This is a genomic window from Solibacillus sp. iso_87, assembly GCF_056173085.1.
Genome location: NZ_CM149656.1, coordinates 3,530,354 through 3,550,000, shown reverse-complemented (window position 1 = coordinate 3,550,000; position 19,647 = coordinate 3,530,354). Strand labels below are relative to the sequence as shown.

At 42.3% G+C, this 19,647-nt stretch carries 16 protein-coding genes, 2 rRNA genes and 1 riboswitch; of the genes, 17 read left to right on the top strand and 1 reads right to left on the bottom strand.

Annotated elements, in window-relative coordinates; translation table 11 throughout:
- Window positions 1-141 precede the first annotated feature (141 nt).
- Both AC0VXV_RS18135 and rrf read left to right on the top strand, forming a co-directional pair.
- Window positions 142-3,069: ribosomal RNA gene (locus AC0VXV_RS18135) — 23S ribosomal RNA — on the top strand.
- Window positions 3,070-3,131: 62 nt separating this feature from the next.
- A 5S ribosomal RNA gene (gene rrf, locus AC0VXV_RS18130) occupies window positions 3,132-3,247 on the top strand.
- 65 nt (window positions 3,248-3,312) lie between these two features.
- Here the strand turns inward: rrf and AC0VXV_RS18125 are convergent.
- On the bottom strand, window positions 3,313-3,783 hold the full coding sequence (locus AC0VXV_RS18125) for a GNAT family N-acetyltransferase (RefSeq protein WP_475529562.1): 471 nt from the start codon (window positions 3,781-3,783) through the stop codon (window positions 3,313-3,315).
- A 199-nt stretch (window positions 3,784-3,982) separates the two neighbouring features.
- Between AC0VXV_RS18125 and AC0VXV_RS18120 the strand changes: the two genes are divergently transcribed.
- The 15 genes from AC0VXV_RS18120 (at window position 3,983) to purH (ending at window position 19,334) form a co-directional block, all read left to right on the top strand.
- Window positions 3,983-4,681: a response regulator transcription factor gene (locus tag AC0VXV_RS18120; RefSeq protein ID WP_475531493.1), complete on the top strand. Its 699-nt coding sequence runs from the start codon at window positions 3,983-3,985 to the stop codon at window positions 4,679-4,681.
- On the top strand, window positions 4,678-6,126 hold the full coding sequence (locus AC0VXV_RS18115; protein ID WP_475529561.1) for a HAMP domain-containing sensor histidine kinase: 1,449 nt from the start codon (window positions 4,678-4,680) through the stop codon (window positions 6,124-6,126). Before AC0VXV_RS18120 ends, AC0VXV_RS18115 begins: the two co-directional genes overlap by 4 nt.
- Window position 6,127: 1 nt before the next feature.
- On the top strand, window positions 6,128-7,165 hold the full coding sequence (locus AC0VXV_RS18110) for a LolA family protein (RefSeq protein ID WP_475529560.1): 1,038 nt from the start codon (window positions 6,128-6,130) through the stop codon (window positions 7,163-7,165).
- Window positions 7,166-7,318: 153 nt separating this feature from the next.
- Window positions 7,319-7,507, top strand: a complete 189-nt coding sequence (locus tag AC0VXV_RS18105; protein WP_079523775.1) for an NETI motif-containing protein — start codon at window positions 7,319-7,321, stop codon at window positions 7,505-7,507.
- A 98-nt stretch (window positions 7,508-7,605) separates the two neighbouring features.
- Window positions 7,606-7,705, top strand: a riboswitch (purine riboswitch).
- Window positions 7,706-7,873: 168 nt separating this feature from the next.
- Window positions 7,874-8,362, top strand: coding sequence for a 5-(carboxyamino)imidazole ribonucleotide mutase (gene purE, locus AC0VXV_RS18100; RefSeq protein WP_475529559.1), 489 nt, complete (start codon window positions 7,874-7,876; stop codon window positions 8,360-8,362).
- On the top strand, window positions 8,359-9,483 hold the full coding sequence (gene purK, locus AC0VXV_RS18095) for a 5-(carboxyamino)imidazole ribonucleotide synthase (RefSeq protein ID WP_475529558.1): 1,125 nt from the start codon (window positions 8,359-8,361) through the stop codon (window positions 9,481-9,483). Before purE ends, purK begins: the two co-directional genes overlap by 4 nt.
- Window positions 9,484-9,496: 13 nt before the next feature.
- A complete protein-coding gene (gene purB, locus AC0VXV_RS18090) occupies window positions 9,497-10,798 on the top strand; it encodes an adenylosuccinate lyase (protein WP_475529557.1) in 1,302 nt (433 codons plus the stop codon).
- Window positions 10,799-10,826: 28 nt separating this feature from the next.
- Window positions 10,827-11,537 (top strand): phosphoribosylaminoimidazolesuccinocarboxamide synthase, encoded by a 711-nt coding sequence (gene purC / locus AC0VXV_RS18085; protein WP_475529556.1) that lies wholly within the window; start codon window positions 10,827-10,829, stop codon window positions 11,535-11,537.
- Between the two features lie 3 nt (window positions 11,538-11,540).
- On the top strand, window positions 11,541-11,786 hold the full coding sequence (gene purS, locus AC0VXV_RS18080) for a phosphoribosylformylglycinamidine synthase subunit PurS (RefSeq protein WP_350478741.1): 246 nt from the start codon (window positions 11,541-11,543) through the stop codon (window positions 11,784-11,786).
- 4 nt (window positions 11,787-11,790) lie between these two features.
- Window positions 11,791-12,474, top strand: a complete 684-nt coding sequence (gene purQ / locus AC0VXV_RS18075; RefSeq protein WP_475529555.1) for a phosphoribosylformylglycinamidine synthase subunit PurQ — start codon at window positions 11,791-11,793, stop codon at window positions 12,472-12,474.
- On the top strand, window positions 12,461-14,692 hold the full coding sequence (gene purL, locus AC0VXV_RS18070; protein WP_475529554.1) for a phosphoribosylformylglycinamidine synthase subunit PurL: 2,232 nt from the start codon (window positions 12,461-12,463) through the stop codon (window positions 14,690-14,692). Before purQ ends, purL begins: the two co-directional genes overlap by 14 nt.
- A complete protein-coding gene (gene purF / locus AC0VXV_RS18065; RefSeq protein WP_475529553.1) occupies window positions 14,668-16,086 on the top strand; it encodes an amidophosphoribosyltransferase in 1,419 nt (472 codons plus the stop codon). Before purL ends, purF begins: the two co-directional genes overlap by 25 nt.
- 24 nt (window positions 16,087-16,110) lie before the next feature.
- Window positions 16,111-17,166 (top strand): phosphoribosylformylglycinamidine cyclo-ligase, encoded by a 1,056-nt coding sequence (gene purM / locus AC0VXV_RS18060; protein ID WP_475529552.1) that lies wholly within the window; start codon window positions 16,111-16,113, stop codon window positions 17,164-17,166.
- Window positions 17,166-17,735, top strand: coding sequence for a phosphoribosylglycinamide formyltransferase (purN, locus tag AC0VXV_RS18055; protein WP_475529551.1), 570 nt, complete (start codon window positions 17,166-17,168; stop codon window positions 17,733-17,735). The genes purM and purN overlap by 1 nt, the downstream gene beginning before the upstream one ends.
- Before the next feature lie 63 nt (window positions 17,736-17,798).
- The gene (gene purH, locus AC0VXV_RS18050) at window positions 17,799-19,334 is read left to right on the top strand and encodes a bifunctional phosphoribosylaminoimidazolecarboxamide formyltransferase/IMP cyclohydrolase (RefSeq protein ID WP_475529550.1); all 1,536 of its coding nucleotides are present in this window, start codon (window positions 17,799-17,801) and stop codon (window positions 19,332-19,334) included.
- Window positions 19,335-19,647 lie beyond the last annotated feature (313 nt).

The window sequence follows — 19,647 nt, the reverse complement described above, 5'->3', positions numbered from 1 at the left end:
CTTCAAAACCTTTGTTCTTTGAAAACTGGATAAAACGACATTGAAAGCAATAAATCAAATTTCTATTTTATAGATTTTTAAACAAGTCAAGCAATTGACGTGTAAACTTAAATCTTGGATTATATCCAAGTGTTAACTTATGGTTAAGTTAATAAGGGCGCACGGTGGATGCCTTGGCACTAGGAGTCGATGAAGGACGGCACTAACACCGATATGCCTCGGGGAGCTGTAAGTAAGCTTTGATCCGGGGATTTCCGAATGGGGGAACCCACTATCTTTAATCGGATAGTATCTTCACGTGAATTCATAGCGTGTTGAAGACAGACGCAGGGAACTGAAACATCTAAGTACCTGCAGGAACAGAAAGAAAATTCGATTCCCTGAGTAGCGGCGAGCGAAACGGGAAGAGCCCAAACCAAAGAGCTTGCTCTTTGGGGTTGTAGGACACTCTATACGGAGTTACAAAAGAATGAACTAGACGAAGCGACTTGGAAAGGTCCGCGAAACGAGGTAAAAGCCCTGTAGTCAAAAGTTCATTCCCTCCAGAGTGGATCCTGAGTACGGCGGAACACGTGAAATTCCGTCGGAATCCGGGAGGACCATCTCCCAAGGCTAAATACTACCTAGTGACCGATAGTGAACCAGTACCGTGAGGGAAAGGTGAAAAGCACCCCGGAAGGGGAGTGAAATAGATCCTGAAACCGTGTGCCTACAAGTAGTTAGAGCCCGTTAATGGGTGATAGCGTGCCTTTTGTAGAATGAACCGGCGAGTTACGATTACGTGCGAGGTTAAGTTGAGAAGACGGAGCCGCAGCGAAAGCGAGTCTGAATAGGGCGAATTAGTACGTGGTCGTAGACCCGAAACCAGGTGATCTACCCATGTCCAGGGTGAAGGTGAGGTAACACTCACTGGAGGCCCGAACCCACGCACGTTGAAAAGTGCGGGGATGAGGTGTGGGTAGCGGAGAAATTCCAATCGAACCTGGAGATAGCTGGTTCTCTCCGAAATAGCTTTAGGGCTAGCCTCGTGATTGAGAATACCGGAGGTAGAGCACTGTTTGGACTAGGGGGGCATCTCGCTTTACCGAATTCAGACAAACTCCGAATGCCGGATATTTATACACGGGAGTCAGACTGCGAGTGATAAGATCCGTAGTCAAGAGGGAAACAGCCCAGACCACCAGCTAAGGTCCCCAAGTAATCGTTAAGTGGAAAAGGATGTGGCGTTGCTTAGACAACCAGGATGTTGGCTTAGAAGCAGCCATCATTTAAAGAGTGCGTAATAGCTCACTGGTCGAGTGACGCTGCGCCGAAAATGTATCGGGGCTAAACGATTCACCGAAGCTGTGGATGCATACTTTGAGTATGCGTGGTAGGAGAGCGTTCTAACAGCGTTGAAGTCAGACCGGAAGGACTGGTGGAGCGGTTAGAAGTGAGAATGCCGGTATGAGTAGCGAAACATGGGTGAGAATCCCATGCACCGTATGACTAAGGTTTCCTGAGGAAGGCTCGTCCGCTCAGGGTTAGTCGGGACCTAAGCCGAGGCCGATAGGCGTAGGCGATGGACAACAGGTTGATATTCCTGTACCACCTCCTCACCGTTTGAGAAATGGGGGGACGCAGTAGGATAGGGTAAGCACGCCGTTGGTTGCGCGTGTTCAAGCAGTAAGGCGTGTATGTAGGCAAATCCGCATACTTTAACGTGAGCTGTGATGACGAGCTCGTATGAGCGAAGTTCCTGATTTCACACTGCCAAGAAAAGCCTCTATCGAGGTGAGAGGTGCCCGTACCGCAAACCGACACAGGTAGTCGAGGAGAGAATCCTAAGGTGTGCGAGAGAACTCTCGTTAAGGAACTCGGCAAAATGACCCCGTAACTTCGGGAGAAGGGGTGCTTCTTTGGGTGCATAGCCTAGAGAAGCCGCAGTGAATAGGCCCAGGCGACTGTTTAGCAAAAACACAGGTCTCTGCAAAACCGTAAGGTGACGTATAGGGGCTGACGCCTGCCCGGTGCTGGAAGGTTAAGAGGAGCGGTTAGCGCAAGCGAAGCTGTGAATTGAAGCCCCAGTAAACGGCGGCCGTAACTATAACGGTCCTAAGGTAGCGAAATTCCTTGTCGGGTAAGTTCCGACCCGCACGAAAGGCGTAACGATCTGGGCACTGTCTCAACGAGAGACTCGGTGAAATTATAGTACCTGTGAAGATGCAGGTTACCCGCGACAGGACGGAAAGACCCCGTGGAGCTTTACTGTAGCCTGATATTGAATTTTGGTACAACTTGTACAGGATAGGTAGGAGCCAGAGATCTCGGAGCGCCAGCTTCGAAGGAGGCGTCGGTGGGATACTACCCTGGTTGTATTGAACTTCTAACCCATGCCCCTTAGCGGGGTAGGAGACAGTGTCAGGCGGACAGTTTGACTGGGGCGGTCGCCTCCTAAAAGGTAACGGAGGCGCCCAAAGGTTCCCTCAGAATGGTTGGAAATCATTCGTAGAGTGTAAAGGCATAAGGGAGCTTGACTGCGAGACCTACAAGTCGAGCAGGGTCGAAAGACGGGCTTAGTGATCCGGTGGTTCCGCATGGAAGGGCCATCGCTCAACGGATAAAAGCTACCCCGGGGATAACAGGCTTATCTCCCCCAAGAGTCCACATCGACGGGGAGGTTTGGCACCTCGATGTCGGCTCATCGCATCCTGGGGCTGTAGTCGGTCCCAAGGGTTGGGCTGTTCGCCCATTAAAGCGGTACGCGAGCTGGGTTCAGAACGTCGTGAGACAGTTCGGTCCCTATCCGTCGTGGGCGTAGGAAATTTGAGAGGAGCTGTCCTTAGTACGAGAGGACCGGGATGGACATACCGCTGGTGTACCAGTTGTCTTGCCAAAGGCATCGCTGGGTAGCTATGTATGGACGGGATAAGTGCTGAAAGCATCTAAGCATGAAGCCCCCCTCAAGATGAGATTTCCCATTACGCAAGTAAGTAAGACCCCTGAAAGACGATCAGGTAGATAGGTTCGAGGTGGAAGTGCGGTGACGCATGCAGCTGACGAATACTAATCGGTCGAGGACTTAACCACATTTTATTGCACCAATTCAATGAACGTTTATCCAGTTTTGAAAGAATGAAATTCTTTCATAGTGAAGTGATGATGGCAAAGAGGTCACACCCGTTCCCATACCGAACACGGAAGTTAAGCTCTTTAGCGCCGATGGTAGTTGGGGGCTTCCCCCTGTGAGAGTAGGACGTCGCTTCGCACACGCAAAACCACTGAGGAATCAGTGGTTTTTTTGTTGCTTATAAATAGATACATTAAGATCGATTATATTCTGACCATGATCATGAATTTTGTAAAGTCATTGCTAAATTCATTTTCTTTAACAAAACCAAGCTTTTTATATAAATGAATGGCTCTTTCATTAAACGATGCTACGGTCAATCTTAGCGATTTACTTGGATAGTTATCCTCAATAAATTTCATAATACACGAACAAAACTCGAACCCCTTGCCTTTACCCACAAGATTTGGGTGCATCCCGATTCCCATATCAATAAAATCTTTGCTATAAACATCCAACTTATTTCCGCTAGTTACTCGAGCACTCTCCCCGGTACAGAAAAACCCAATTACCTCTTTATTGATATTAACAATGGCATAGTAGGAACCATCCAGTAGTTCCTCCAAAGCTTCCACTGTCTGTTCATTATTATAAAAATCGTAAGGCTCTTCATACTTCCAATCGAGAATTGCAGTGGCCATCTTGCTGTTCATCTTTTCAAAAATGACGTCCATTCTTTACGACACCTCTTTTAACAAATTATATAGTTGATATTAACATAAATACCCATTTTAAAACAATCATCTTTACAATGAAAGGTAACTTTGGCTATCTTTAAACAGACAGTACAAAGTAAGATTAAATATAAAGGATTTATAAAGTTACAATTATCGGAAAAATTAATTGCTATAGTTATTGTAGGAGGCGTACATGATGGTACAACAAATTCTTTTAGTGGAAGATGACCGCGAAATTGCGCGCATTATTAAAGACACGTTAGTAAAGGAAGGCTATGCAGTAACATGGGCAACGACAGGAATTGAAGGATTAGAAGATTTTTCTGCCGGAAACTATGATTTAATACTTGTTGATTGGATGATGCCTGAAATGGATGGGTTATCAATGATTGAACATATCCGACTGCAAAGCGATGTCCCAATTATTATGATCAGTGCAAAAAGTAATGAAACGGATAAAGTCACAGGGTTACAAGATGCCGATGATTATTTGGCAAAGCCATTTTCTTTAGAAGAATTAAAAGCACGTGTTCGATCTCAATTACGGCGATGGCAACGATATAATAAAGTTTTTGCAACAGAAGAAATGATTTCATATGTACAGGGGTTAAAAATTGATTGGGTAAAAGAACGTGTTTATATCAAAGAGGCTGAAGCTAACTTGACGCAAAAAGAGTTTGCGTTGCTGAAAGTATTGGCTCAAAATCCATTCGAGCTATTTTCAAAAGAAGAGTTGTATACACATGTTTGGCATCAAGTTGAGCTGGACCAGACACATACGGTAACGGTGCATATTAAAGCATTGCGGGAGAAGCTGCACGATTCTGTTAAATCACCTGACTATATACAAACTGTATGGGGAAAGGGCTACCGCTTTATAGGTGAACAAATATGAAGATTAAATCATGGCTTTTACTTACGTACTTGCTTGTCATGATATTACCGCTACTTGCATTGTACGGTCTTTATGTAGCAATTAACACGTACTACCAAGATAAAAATGTTGATGAATATTTTGAAAAGTGGGCAATTGTTACAGACTTAAAAGATCAATTGGATGATCCATCGCTTTACAATGTTAATGCGAATTATAAGGAAATCGAGGAATTGACATCCGATCAGTTGATGATTACGCTGTATAGTCCGAATGGGAAAATTTATTATTCCTCAAATTTAATTAACTCTTTAAGCAGCTTTGAATCAAAAAGCAGGGTTTATAAAAATCTGTATGAATTTGAACAAAATTATAAGACATTTGTTTATAAAGAACCTGTTTATGAAGATGGGGAAATGAAGGGTGTATACAAGGTTACGCTCGTTCGTTCGGAATGGCTGGAACAAGTAAACACAAAATCGCTATTTGTCGTAACCAGTTTAATTATAGTAATGCTGATCATATACGGGGCGGTTGTATATTTGCTTAATAGACGCCTCAATAAGCCGGCCAAAAGACTAATGGAACAAATGCGTGCTTTCGCCAAGGATAAAGCAACAAATCCTCTACCTGTAACAAAGGACGAAATCGGGGAATTAACCGAGAGCTTTCAACTAATGCGGCAGGAAATTACAGCGACTCGAAAAAAGCTTGCAGTGGAGCAGCAGCAAAAGGAATTTATGATTGCAAGTCTGTCGCACGACTTGAAAACGCCTCTAACATCAATTCAAGCATACGCAGAAAGTTTACGGTACGGGAACCATTCTGAAAAGGATCAGCAGGAATATTTGCAGATCATTCAGTCCAAATCGGATTATATGAAGCAGTTGCTTGATGATTTAATGATGTTGACATTATTGCAGTCCCCAACATATGAACTGGAACTAGTAGAAGTCGAAGGCGAAGAGTTTTTTGATATGCTCTTAAGTGACTATGAACAGATTAGTAGAGAAAAAGGGTTTGAAGCGAAAACGACAGTCAATGTGGAAGGAAGTTATTTTGTAAATCCGAAGCAACTGATGCGCGTTGTCGATAATGTTGTCGCGAATGCCTGGACGTACACAAATCCTGGAGGAGCGATTTATGTATCCGCATTTGAAACCCCAAATATACCTTCGTGGATTGTAGGGAAATTAGCAGAAAGCTTTACAGAAAAGGGCGTTTATATTGTCATACAAAACAGCGGCACAACGATAACACAACAGCAGTGTAAACAAATGTTTGATCCGTTGTATCAGATTGACGACTCCCGGAGCCATATCGGTGAGCGGGGGGCTGGTCTCGGTTTAAGTATTGCAAAGCAAATTATGGATAAGCACGATGGAACGATTACAGCTATAGCACAGCAAAATCAATTAGCGATTGTCATATGGCTACCATCAATTGAAGAAAAGAGGAATGGATAAAATGAAAAAATTGATTTATTCAGCAGCAGTAATTTTAACGCTGTCTTTGGGAGCATGCAGCAATGAAGAAAGTTATTCACCCCAGGAAATATTGAATCAGGCAATGCAGGAAACGTCTGAGCTTGATTCTTTTTATGGAGAATATAAAATGACAATGGATGACGGCACCGAAATTCTTTCAAAGCAATGGGAGAAAAAAGGAAAGATCCGTGTAGAAACGGTTGACTCCACAGGAGAGGAGTCAATTGCAGTTAACGACGGCAAAACTGTAACTTCCTATTCGAAAACAACGAATGAAGCGATCATTATTGAGCTCGGACCAGACGTTGAAAATTTAGTTCGACCAACGTTAAAAGAGCAGGCATTACGTACGTTGGAACAAATAAAACATTCCCATGATATTACGATTGGTGAAGAAGAAAAGATTGCCGGTCATGAAACGTACCATTTAATCGCAAAAGCTAAAAAGCAAAATACGCTTATTGGAGATATGGAAGTTTGGGTAGATAAAAAAACATGGATGACATTAAAGACGATTTCGGCAAGTGGCGATCTGAAAATAACTTCTGAATTCACAAAATTTGAACCGAACAGTAAAATTGATGATTCCATATTTATTTTGGATATTCCGGAAGATGCTAATGTTAAAAGCGAGTCTTTTGAGCCAATAAAACAATTAACAGAGCAGGAAGCTGTCGAGAAGCTAGGAACCTTTTTAATTTTCCCCGAGTCACTCGGCTACACATTGGAGGGAATTGAAGATATGGGTATGACGGAAACTGGAGAGATTGCCTTAAAGTATTCAAAAAACGGTGAGCAGCAATTTTCGCTTTCAATCTTCAAGCCAATGGAATCTATCGGTAAAGATGAAGAGATAATTGGAGTACGCGGGCAAAAAGGATCTAAAATTGATTTGGAATCTTTCAAATCAATCCAATGGGATGAAGACCGCTTACGCTATAATGTAATTTTTGAAAATCCAGACTTAACATTTGAGGATGTACTGGAGTTAACAGAACAAATGGAGTATGTAAAATAAATGAACAGGAGCAATCACAGGGAATTTGTGATTGCTCCATTTTATTTTAAAGTTGTGACAAATCGTTCACAAAATTAAATCTTTCTATTAGAAAGTACTAAAAATATCGTGGTATAGTTAGAGCGATATTTTACATGTGGAAGGATGACCTTTTTGGCTAAAAAGCAAGTATGGTATGAAGTAGAAGAAAATGAAACAATCGAGCAATGCCTTGAAAGAATGAAGAAAGATGGCTATATGCCATTCGGACGCAGAGAAGAACCTGTATTTGAAGAGGTAAATGGCGAACCTGTTTACTTACGTCAAAAAATCCAATTTAAGGGTGTATTGATAGAAGATTAACGGACGATTCTATTAAAAACCGAACATTATCTTTTGCTTTAAAAATATCGTTCGCATTTTTGCATTGATTTTATGCGTAACCCTTGTTAAAATGTGAACAGGAAAAACATTTAATCCCTCATATATGCTAGAGAATATGGCTCTAGTGTCTCTACCCGGCACCGTAAATACCGGACTATGTGGGAAAGCAACTTCAGGTGTGATGAATAAAGGATGTGGATCGCAATGCAATTATCTACATATACTTTTAATGCTCAGTCCTCAAGTAGATTGCTTTCTCATGCGTAGAGCGTAGAGAGCAGTTTATTTGAGGATTTTTACATTGATTTTTAACAAGTGGAGAAGATGTTTAAAGGAGCGAAATTCATGAATCCGAAAATTGGCGTTATTATGGGAAGTTTAAGTGATTGGGAAACGATGAAGCATACTTGTGACATATTGGACGAGTTGCAAGTGCCTTATGAAAAGCAAGTCGTTTCAGCACATCGCACACCAGATTTAATGTTTGAATATGCTGAAGCTGCGCGTGGACGCGGTATTCAAGTAATTATTGCAGGGGCTGGTGGAGCAGCTCATTTACCAGGTATGGTAGCAGCAAAAACGACATTACCTGTAATTGGAGTACCAGTACAGTCACGTGCACTGAACGGACTTGATTCACTACTATCGATTGTGCAGATGCCAGGTGGTGTACCAGTCGCAACTGTAGCAATTGGCAAGGCAGGGGCAACAAATGCTGGTCTGCTTGCAGCGCAAATTTTAGGAGCGTTTGATCAGGAGCTTGCTGCAAAGCTTGAGGCAAGACGTGAAGCGACAAAAGCTCAAGTTTTGGAAAGTACAGGTGACTTAACGTGACGAAAATGATTTACCCTGGACAAACAATCGGTATTATCGGTGGTGGTCAGCTTGGTCGCATGATGGCAGTTGCGGCAAAGGAAGCCGGATATAAAATTGCCGTACTGGAACCAACAATGGATTCTCCTTGTGGACAGGTGGCAGACATACGAATCGTCGCAGCTTATGATGACGAAGCAGCATTGGAAGAGCTGGCGGAAGTAAGTGATGTCATAACATATGAGTTTGAGAACATCGATTACGATGGCTTAAAGCGTTTGACACAAATGGCCTATGTCCCTCAAGGTGCAGAGCTTGTACGTATTACTCAAAATCGTGTCACAGAAAAGCAAATGATTGTTGATGCAGGCTGTCCGGTTGCGCCATATATTGTCGCTTCTACATATGAACAGCTTCAAGAAAAGATTGAAGAAATCAACTTTCCGTGTATCGTAAAAACAGCACGGGGCGGTTATGACGGGAAAGGCCAGCAGTTATTGAAATCTGCTGAGGACTTACCGTCTGCAAGAGAATTATTTGCACATTCACAATGTATTGCAGAGGGATTTGTTCCATTTACGAAGGAGATTTCAGTGATCGTTCAACGCAATGGAGATGGTGAAACATACTGCTTGCCTGTCGGAGAAAACATTCATATAAACCACATTTTACATGAAACAATTGTGCCGGCCCGAATCGAACAGTCTACAGCACAATTAGCTGAAGAAGCTGCTCTAAAAATTGCAGATTCACTAAAACTGATTGGTACATTGGCAGTTGAAATGTTTGTCCTTGAAGATGGCAGTATCGTAATTAACGAATGCGCACCACGTCCGCATAACTCAGGCCACTATTCGATTGAGGCATGCAATATTTCACAATTTACACAGCATATTCGTGCAGTATGCGGATGGCCGCTACGTAAACCAAAACTGTGGGCGCCATCGATTATGGTAAATGTACTTGGTCAGCATGTCGTTCCGTTAACAAATTCAATTTCAAAGTTTCCTGACTGGTCTGTACATTTGTACGGAAAATCAGAAGCAAAGGTAAATCGAAAAATGGGTCATGTCACAATCATGACAGATGATATAAATACAGCATTACAACAAATTACAGACTCCGGTATCTGGCCGGAGTAAAAGGAGAAGATTTATGATAGAACGCTATACACGTCCTGAAATGGGTGCAATTTGGACTGAAGAAAACAAATTTAAAGCATGGCTTGAAGTAGAGATTTTAGCTTGTGAAGCCTGGGCTGAAATCGGTGAAATCCCTAAAGAAGATGTAGCAAAATTACGTGCAAATGCATCATTTGATATCAATCGTATTTATGAAATTGAACAGGAAACACGTCATGATGTAGTAGCATTTACACGAGCTGTTTCGGAAACACCTGCACTTGGTGATGAAAAGAAATGGGTGCACTACGGTTTAACTTCAACGGACGTTGTAGATACAGCATTATCATATTTAATCAAACAGGCAAATGAAATTTTACGTAAAGATTTACATCAATTCATCGCTATTCTGACTGAAAAAGCGAAAGAGCATAAATTTACAGTAATGATGGGACGTACACACGGGGTGCATGCAGAACCCACAACATTTGGTTTGAAGCTGGCATTATGGCTTGAAGAGATGCGACGTAACTTAATACGTTTTGAAGAAGCAGCAAAAGTAATCGAAACAGGTAAAATGAGCGGTGCTGTCGGAACATATGCCAATATTAACCCACGTGTGGAAAGCTATGTATGCGAACATCTTGGATTAGCAGCTGCCCCAATTTCTACACAGACATTGCAGCGTGACCGACATGCCCAATATTTTTCTACTTTGGCTTTGATCGCTACATCTATTGAAAAGTTTGCGACAGAAATCCGCGGACTGCAAAAATCCGAAACACGTGAAGTGGAAGAAGGATTTGCGAAAGGGCAAAAAGGTTCATCTGCTATGCCGCATAAGCGAAATCCAATCGGCTCTGAAAATATGACAGGTATGGCACGATTAATGCGCGGCTATATGCTGACAGCTTATGAAAATGTAGCTTTATGGCATGAACGCGATATTTCACATTCTTCAGCTGAACGTGTCATTATTCCGGATGCCACAATTACATTGAATTATATGTTAAATCGCTTCGGTAATATTTTGAAAAACTTAACTGTATTCCCTGACAATATGAAACGCAATATGGAGCGTACATTTGGTCTGATCTACTCACAGCGTATTTTACTCGCGTTAATCGACAAAGGATTATCACGTGAGGAAGCGTACGATACGGTTCAGCCATTAACAGCGCGTGCTTGGGATGAGCAAACACAGTTCCGTCCGCTTGTGGAAGCTAGTGAAAAAATCACAGCATATCTATCACCGGAAGAAATTGCAGATTGCTTTGACTACAACTACCATATTCAGAATGTTGATTTGATTTTCGAACGTTTAGGTCTTAACTAACTAATCAATTAATCAGGAGGAATACGTCATGAATAAAGGGCAGCTTTTATATGAAGGGAAAGCAAAACGATTATATACAACAGAAGATACTGAAATACTTTTTGTTGAATACAAAGATAGTGCAACAGCATTTAATGGCGAGAAGAAAGCCGAGATTGCTGGTAAGGGAAATTTAAACAATCAAATTACGACACTACTTTTCGAAAAGTTACAAGAAAACGGAATTGAATCACATTTCGTAAAAAGACTTTCAGCGAACGAACAGCTTGTACGTAAAGTCGAAATTATTCCAATCGAAGTTGTTACACGCAATATTGCTGCCGGCAGCCTTGCAAAACGTCTAGGCTTGGATGAGGGTACTCCACTAAAGCGTCCGATCGTCGAATTTTACTATAAAGATGATGCATTAGGTGATCCAATCATTTCAACAGAGCATATTGATGTCCTGAATATCGCAACACCGATGGAAGTAGAACAGCTATATAATGCGGCATTGCATGTGAATGAAGTGCTGCGTCCGATTTTTACTGCTGTTGGTGTAACATTAGTCGACTTCAAACTGGAATTTGGTCGTGATAAAGACGGCAATATTTTACTTGCCGATGAAATTTCTCCTGACACTTGTCGTTTATGGGACTCTAATACAAAGCAAAAGCTTGATAAAGACGTATTCCGCCGTGATTTAGGCAATCTAACGGAAGTATATGAGATTATATTACAAAAACTTGGAGGCAACTAACTCATGAAGAAAGTTAAAATATATGTAACATTAAAAGAAAGTATCCTGGATCCACAAGGTTCTGCAGTTCAAGGTTCATTGCAAAAAATCGGTTATGGTGAAGTTTCTGACGTACGTATCGGCAAGTATTTGGAAGTTACAATCGAAGATACTGACCGTGATATCAACACAATCGTGAAAGAAATGTGCGAAAAAGTATTAACGAACACGGTGATCGAAAAGTACCGTTACGAAGTTGAGGAGGCATAATACGATGAAATTTGCAGTACTCGTTTTCCCGGGGTCTAACTGTGATATCGACATGTTTCATGCGATTAAGGACGAGCTAGGTGAAGAAGTAGAATATGTTTGGCATACAGCTACAACTCTAAACGGATTTGACGGGGCATTAGTGCCTGGCGGTTTCTCATATGGAGACTATTTACGTTGTGGCGCAATGGCAAACCAATCAAACATTATGTCGGCTTTAAAAGAGTTTGCAGCACAAGGCAAACCAGTGTTGGGAGTTTGTAACGGATTCCAGATTTTAACGGAAGCAGGGCTGTTACCAGGAGCTCTTATCCGCAATAAAAACCTGAAATTTATGTGTCGTAAAGTACAGCTAAAAGTTGAAAACAACAACACATTATTTACAAACGGATATGCAGATGGAGAAGTAATCAATATTCCGATCGCGCACGGTGAAGGCAACTACTACTGCGATGACGAAACATTAGCTTCTTTACAAGCCAATCATCAGATTGTCTTTACATATGAAGGCGAAAATCCGAACGGTTCTTTAGCGGATATTGCTGGAATCATCAATAAAGAAGGCAATGTACTCGGAATGATGCCACATCCAGAGCGTGCTGCAAACGAAATCGTTGGTGGCGCAGATGGTCTTAAACTATTTAAATCAATTGTGAAGCAGTGGAGGGAACAGTATGTTAACAACTAATTTCGAACCAACACCAGAGCAAATTAAGGAAAAACGTCTCTATGCAGACATGGGGATGTCAGATGCGGAATTTGACTTAGCAATTGAAAAATTAGGTCGCATTCCAAACTGGACAGAAACAGGTCTTTTCTCAGTAATGTGGTCTGAGCACTGTTCTTATAAAAAATCGAAGCCAGTACTTCGTAAATTCCCGACAAAAGGTCCTCAAGTACTGCAAGGCCCTGGTGAAGGTGCCGGCATTGTTGACATCGGTGATGAGCAGGCAGTAGTTTTCAAAATGGAATCCCATAACCATCCATCTGCGATTGAACCATACCAAGGTGCTGCAACAGGGGTTGGCGGAATTATCCGTGACGTTTTCTCAATGGGTGCACGTCCGATTGCAATGCTGAACTCTTTACGTTTTGGTGAGTTAAAATCAGCGCGCGGTAAATATTTATTTGAAGAAGTCGTTGCTGGTATTGCCGGTTACGGTAACTGTATCGGTATTCCAACAGTAGGCGGCGAAATTGGTTTTGATCCTTGCTACGAAGGAAATCCGCTTGTAAATGCAATGTGTGTCGGATTAATCGATCATAAGGATATCCAAAAAGGTATTGCTGCAGGTGTAGGAAATACTGTAATGTACGTTGGTGCGAAAACAGGTCGTGACGGTATTCACGGTGCAACATTCTCATCTGAAGAATTGACAGAAGATACTGAAGAAAGTCGCTCGGCGGTACAAGTTGGGGACCCATTCATGGAGAAATTACTTCTTGAAGCTTGCCTGGAAGTTGTAAAATCAGATGCATTAGTTGGTATTCAAGATATGGGTGCAGCAGGTCTTACTTCATCTTCAGCGGAAATGGCTTCTAAAGCAGGTACTGGTGTAGAGATGAACTTGGACTTAGTTCCTCAACGTGAAACAAACATGTCAGCTTACGAAATGATGTTATCAGAATCTCAGGAGCGTATGCTGATCGTTGTAAAAGCAGGTCGTGAAGATGAAATTAAAGCGATTTTCGATAAATATGATCTTGATGCTGTATCTGTAGGGAAAGTGACAGAAGATAAAATGCTTCGTTTACTGCACAAAGGTGAAGTTGTAGCAGAAGTGCCTGCAGACGCACTAGCTGAAGACGCACCAGTTTACAATATGCCGGATACTGAACCAGCTTACTTTGCCGAATATCAGTCAATGGAAAATACAGAACCAAAAGTAACAGATTATAAAGAAACGTTAACAGCACTTTTAAAAGCACCAACAATCGCTTCAAAAGAGTGGGTTTACGGTCAATATGACTATCAAGTACGTACTAATACGGTTGTAGCACCAGGTTCGGACGCTGCAGTCTTACGTGTACGTGGTACAAATAAAGGGTTGGCGATGACGACAGACTGTAATGCTCGCTATATTTATCTGGACCCGACAACTGGCGGGAAAATTGCAGTTGCTGAAGCAGCACGTAACATCGTATGTTCTGGTGGACAACCACTTGCAATTACAGACTGCCTAAACTTCGGTAACCCGGAAAAACCGGAAATCTTCTGGCAAATCCAAAAATCGGCTGACGGTATTGCGGAAGCTTGTTTAGCATTAGACGCACCAGTTATTGGCGGTAACGTTTCAATGTACAACGAGCGTTCAGGTGAAGCGGTTTATCCAACACCAACAATCGGTATGGTCGGATTAGTGAAAGATTTAGCGCATGTTACAACACAGGAAGTTAAAGCTGCTGGTGACGTTGTGTACGTAGTAGGTGACACAAAAACAGAATTCGGTGGTTCTGAATTACAAAAGTTAGTGGAAGGCGGCATTTCAGGTAAAGCACCTTCAATTGACTTAACAGTAGAAGCGGCACGTCAACAATCTATTTTGGAAGCAATTCAAGCGGGACTTGTTCAGTCAGCGCATGATGTTTCTGAAGGCGGAGTTGCGGTTGCATTAGCGGAGAAAACTTTCGCTGCAAAAGGTTTAGGTTTGGATGTAGCATTAACAGGTTCTGCAACAACGGCTCTATTCGCAGAATCACAATCGCGCTTTGTATTAACAGTGAAAGCTGAACATGCAGAAGGCTTTGAAACAATCGTAAAAGACGCACAAAAAATTGGTACAGTAACAGACGACGCGAACATTAAAATTAGCGGCGAAACTGGTGTACTTGTTGAGGGTACTGTGGAGGAATTCCGTTCTGCCTGGAAAGGAGCAATTCCATGCTTGCTGAAATCAGAGGCTTAAATGAGGAATGTGGCGTATTTGGCATTTGGGGCAACCAAGATGCAGCGCACTTAAGTTATTACGGTTTACACGCATTGCAGCATCGTGGACAGGAAGGGGCTGGTATCGTCACAACTGACGGTAATCAGCTTCAGGCTGTTCGCGGTGAAGGTCTTGTAAATGACGTGTTCAATGAAGATAAATTACGTAAAGTAGTAGGACACGCCGCGATTGCGCATGTACGATACGCAACAGCAGGCGGCAAAGGACTGGAAAATGTTCAGCCATTGTTATTCCGTTCTTCAACTGGCTCACTGGCAATTGCTCATAATGGGAACTTAGTGAATGCCACACATTTAAAACAGTTTTTAGAGCGCTCTGGCAGCATTTTCAACTCGACTTCCGATACAGAAGTTGTTGTCCATCTCATTAAAAAATCGAAACACTCACCATTTCGTTCTAAAGTGAAAGAAGCATTTTCATTATTAAAAGGCGCATTCTCTATTATTTTATTGACGAATGACCAAATGATTGTGGCACGTGACCGAAATGGATTACGTCCGCTTTCACTTGGAAAGCTGGGTGATTCATATGTAGTAGCATCTGAAACATGTGCATTTGATTTAATCGGTGCGGAATACGTACGTGAAGTGGAGCCTGGCGAGTTATTGATCATTTCAAATAATGGTCTTGAAGTCGACAGCTATGTTGAAAAGGACAAACGGACAATGTGTGCGATGGAATATGTATACCTTGCACGTCCTGATTCAAATATTGATGAAGTGAATATCCATATGGCACGTAAACGCATGGGGAAAGAACTTGCAAAAGAATGTGCCCATATTGAAGCGGATGTCGTTACAGGAGTTCCTGACTCTTCTATTTCTGCAGCAATTGGATTTTCCGAAGCGAGCGGTATTCCATACGAGCTAGGTTTAATTAAAAACCGCTATGTTGGACGTACTTTTATTCAGCCGACACAGGAACTTCGCGAACGCGGTGTAAAAATGAAGCTTTCACCTGTCGTACAAGTCGTAAAAGGAAAACGTGTCGTAATGGTAGATGATTCAATCGTCCGCGGTACAACATCAAGACGCATTGTGCGCATGCTGAAAGAAGCAGGGGCAGCAGAAGTGCATGTTGTAATTTCTTCACCGCCAATGACAGATCCTTGTTATTACGGAATCGATACATCGACACATGAAGAGCTGATTGCATCAAGCCACAGTGTGGAAGATATACGAGTAGCAATTGAAGCTGACACACTAACATTTTTATCGCTGGAAGGTATGGTCCGTGCAACGAACCGCCCGTTTGAAGACGAAAATGGCGGACTTTGCGTTGCATGCTTTACAGGTAAATACCCGACAGAAATTTTCCCTGACACAGTTTTACCACATGAAAAAGACTGTTAGAAATTAAGGAGGAGCAAGTACATTATGTCAAAAGCATATGAACAGGCAGGCGTAAATATTGAGGCAGGTTATGAAGCAGTAAAACGTATGAAATCACATGTCGAGCGTACAAACCGTTTAGGTGTGATGGGAACGTTTGGCGGCTTTGGAGGCATGTTTGATTTGTCTGCACTGAACTTAAAGGAACCAGTTCTTATTTCAGGTACGGACGGTGTTGGGACAAAGTTGAAGCTTGCATTTATGGTTGATAAACACGATACGATCGGTGTGGACTGTGTTGCAATGTGTGTAAATGATATTGTTGCACAAGGTGCTGAGCCGCTTTACTTCCTTGACTATGTTGCAGTAGGAAAAGCTGAGCCGGCAAAAATTGAGCAAATCGTAAAAGGTGTTGCGGACGGTTGTGTACAGTCCGGTGCAGCGTTAATCGGCGGAGAAACAGCTGAAATGCCGGGTCTTTACGAAGAAGACGAGTACGATTTAGCTGGTTTTGCTGTAGGTGCTTGTGAAAAATCGGACATCATTACAGGGGAAAAAATTGTGGAAGGCGATGTTTTAATCGGTCTTGCTTCAAGTGGTGTACATTCAAACGGCTATTCATTAGTACGTAAAATTGTATTCGCGGACAATGAAATCGCAGTTGATGCAGTAGTAGAAGGCTATGAAGACCTTGGTCCAATCGGCGAAGCGCTTCTTGTTCCTACAAAGCTTTATGCAAAGCCTGTTTTAGCAGCACTTAAAGCTGCAGATGTACACGGTTGTGCCCACGTAACAGGCGGGGGCTTCTATGAAAACCTGCCACGAATGATGCCACAAGGTTTGGCAACTGAAATCGATTTAGGGTCTTGGCCAGTGTTGCGAATCTTTGAGTTTTTAAAAGAAAAAGGTGCATTGGCACACAAAGATTTATATAACGTATTCAACATGGGAATCGGCTTTGTTATTGCAGTTCCAGCGAGTGAAGCAGATAAGGTAATCGCTGCAGTAGAAGCTGAAGGTGAAAAAGCTTACACAATCGGTCGCGTTGTGAACGGTGAAGGTGTTATTTTCAACGGCGAACATGACGGGAGCTTAGTGTAATGAGTACGAAAATTGCCGTATTCGCTTCTGGGAGCGGTAGTAACTTCCAGGCAATTCAAGAAGCGATTAGTCGTGGTGAGCTTAACGCGACAATCGAACTTGTAATTACGGATAAGCCGGGTGCTTATGTAGTGACACGCGCACAAAATTTCGGTATACCTGTTATGGAACTTGCACCGAAAACCTTTGCCGACAAGGCAGCGTACGAAGCAAAACTAGTTGAACTGTTACAAGAACGAGAGATTGAATGGATTATATTAGCAGGTTATATGCGCCTTGTTGGGGAAACGCTATTATCGGCGTATGAGCATCGAATTATCAATATTCATCCATCGCTGCTGCCATCATTTCCCGGGAAAGACGCCATTGGTCAGGCGATGACTCACGGCGTAAAAGTTACGGGTGTGACGGTGCATTATGTAGATGCGGGAATGGATACGGGAAAGATTATCTCGCAAGGGGCAGTTGACGTTGTCGATGGTAACCGTGAAGCGACAGAAAAGCGTATACATAAATTAGAACATGCGCTATACACGAAAACTTTACAGCAATTATTTAACGAAAAGTAAATTCGCATGAGCCGCTCCAGTGAGGGCATTGCTCACCGAAAAAATGAATTGGAGGGCCTAATCGTGACGAAACGTGCACTTATTAGTGTTTCAGATAAAAATGGTATTTTAGAATTTGCAAAAGAATTAGTAGCTCTTGGTTATGAAGTACTTTCTACTGGAGGAACAAAAAGTTTATTACAACAAAACAATGTTCCGGTAACAGCAGTAGATGAAGTAACAAACTTCCCGGAAATTTTGGATGGCCGTGTAAAAACATTAAACCCGATGATTCATGGCGGTCTATTAGGTAAGTTTGATGAGCCAAGCCATGTTGCGCAAATGAACGAACATGGCATCCGCCCAATCGAAATTGTATGTGTCAACTTATATCCGTTCGTCGAAACGATTTCAAAACCGGATGTATCTTGGGATGATGCAATCGAAAACATCGATATTGGCGGTCCGACAATGCTACGTTCAGCAGCAAAAAACCATGATTATGTAACGGTAATTGTTGATGCAAATGACTATTCTGCCGTATTGGAAGAGTTAAAGGCAGATGGAAAAACGACATTAACAACACGTCGTCGTTTAGCAGCAAAAGTATTCCGCCATACAGCTGCTTATGATTCGTATATTTCCAATCATTTATCAAATGCAATTGGCGAAGAATTCCCGGAAAACATGACATTAACATATGAATTGAAGCAAACATTACGCTATGGTGAAAACCCTCACCAAAAAGCTGCGTTCTATGCGAAACGTTTAGGTTCGGATTTCTCGATTGCCTACGCAACACAACTACACGGTAAAGAATTATCGTACAACAATATTCAGGATGCTAATGCAGCATTGCAAATCGTAAAAGAATTTAAAATGCCTGCAGCGGTTGCCGTGAAACACATGAATCCATGTGGTGTCGGTACTGGTGAAACAATCGAAGAAGCATTTAATAAAGCATATGAAGCAGATCCAACATCGATCTTCGGCGGTATCATTGCATTAAATAAAGAAGTGGACAAAGCAACTGCAGAAAAGTTATCGGGTATTTTCCTTGAAATCATCATTGCGCCAAGCTTTACTGAACAAGCATTAGAGATTTTAACGCAAAAGAAAAACATTCGTCTGTTAACAATCGATTTCGCACAGGAAAAGCAGGATCAATTCAATGTTGTAGCTGTTGAAGGTGGTTTACTTGTACAGGAGCCGGACCGTTTCGAATTTACAGATGCAAACATTCAAGTTGTGACTGACCGTGAACCGACTGATGAAGAGTGGGAAGCGTTAAAACTAGGCTGGGCAGTTGTGAAGCATGTTAAATCAAATGCCATTGTTGTAACGGATAAACAAATGACATTAGGTGTTGGCGCTGGTCAAATGAACCGTGTAGGCGCAGCAAAAATTGCCTTTGAACAAGCGGGAGAAAAAGCACAGGGCGCGGCATTGGCTTCGGATGCATTCTTCCCTATGGGCGACACAGTGGAAGCAGCGGCAAAAGCCGGTATTAAAGCAATCATTCAACCAGGCGGCTCGATTAAAGACCAGGAATCAATTGATGCAGCGAACAAATACGGAATTGCAATGGTGTTTACAGGGGTTCGTCACTTTAAACATTAATTAATAAGTTAGCAGTAGAGAAATTATTAAATTTACGTTATAATAGAATAAAGTTTCGCTAATGTTCTGGCCGGACGTTAGCAGAAGCGTTTGCAAATGCTTTATTTATTCTTCTTTCTGGCCGGAAGAGGGATAAATAAGACGGTTGGGCGATTCTTGGCCGGGTCCCCATCGTAACCAAATTTTATTAACAACTGTATCGACTTTGGCCGGGAGATGCACTGTTAATAATAGAATAATCATTGATTGTAAGATGCACAGCACTACTTTTGGTCGGGTAGCGCAGTGTAAACGACCATTAATGAAAAACGCT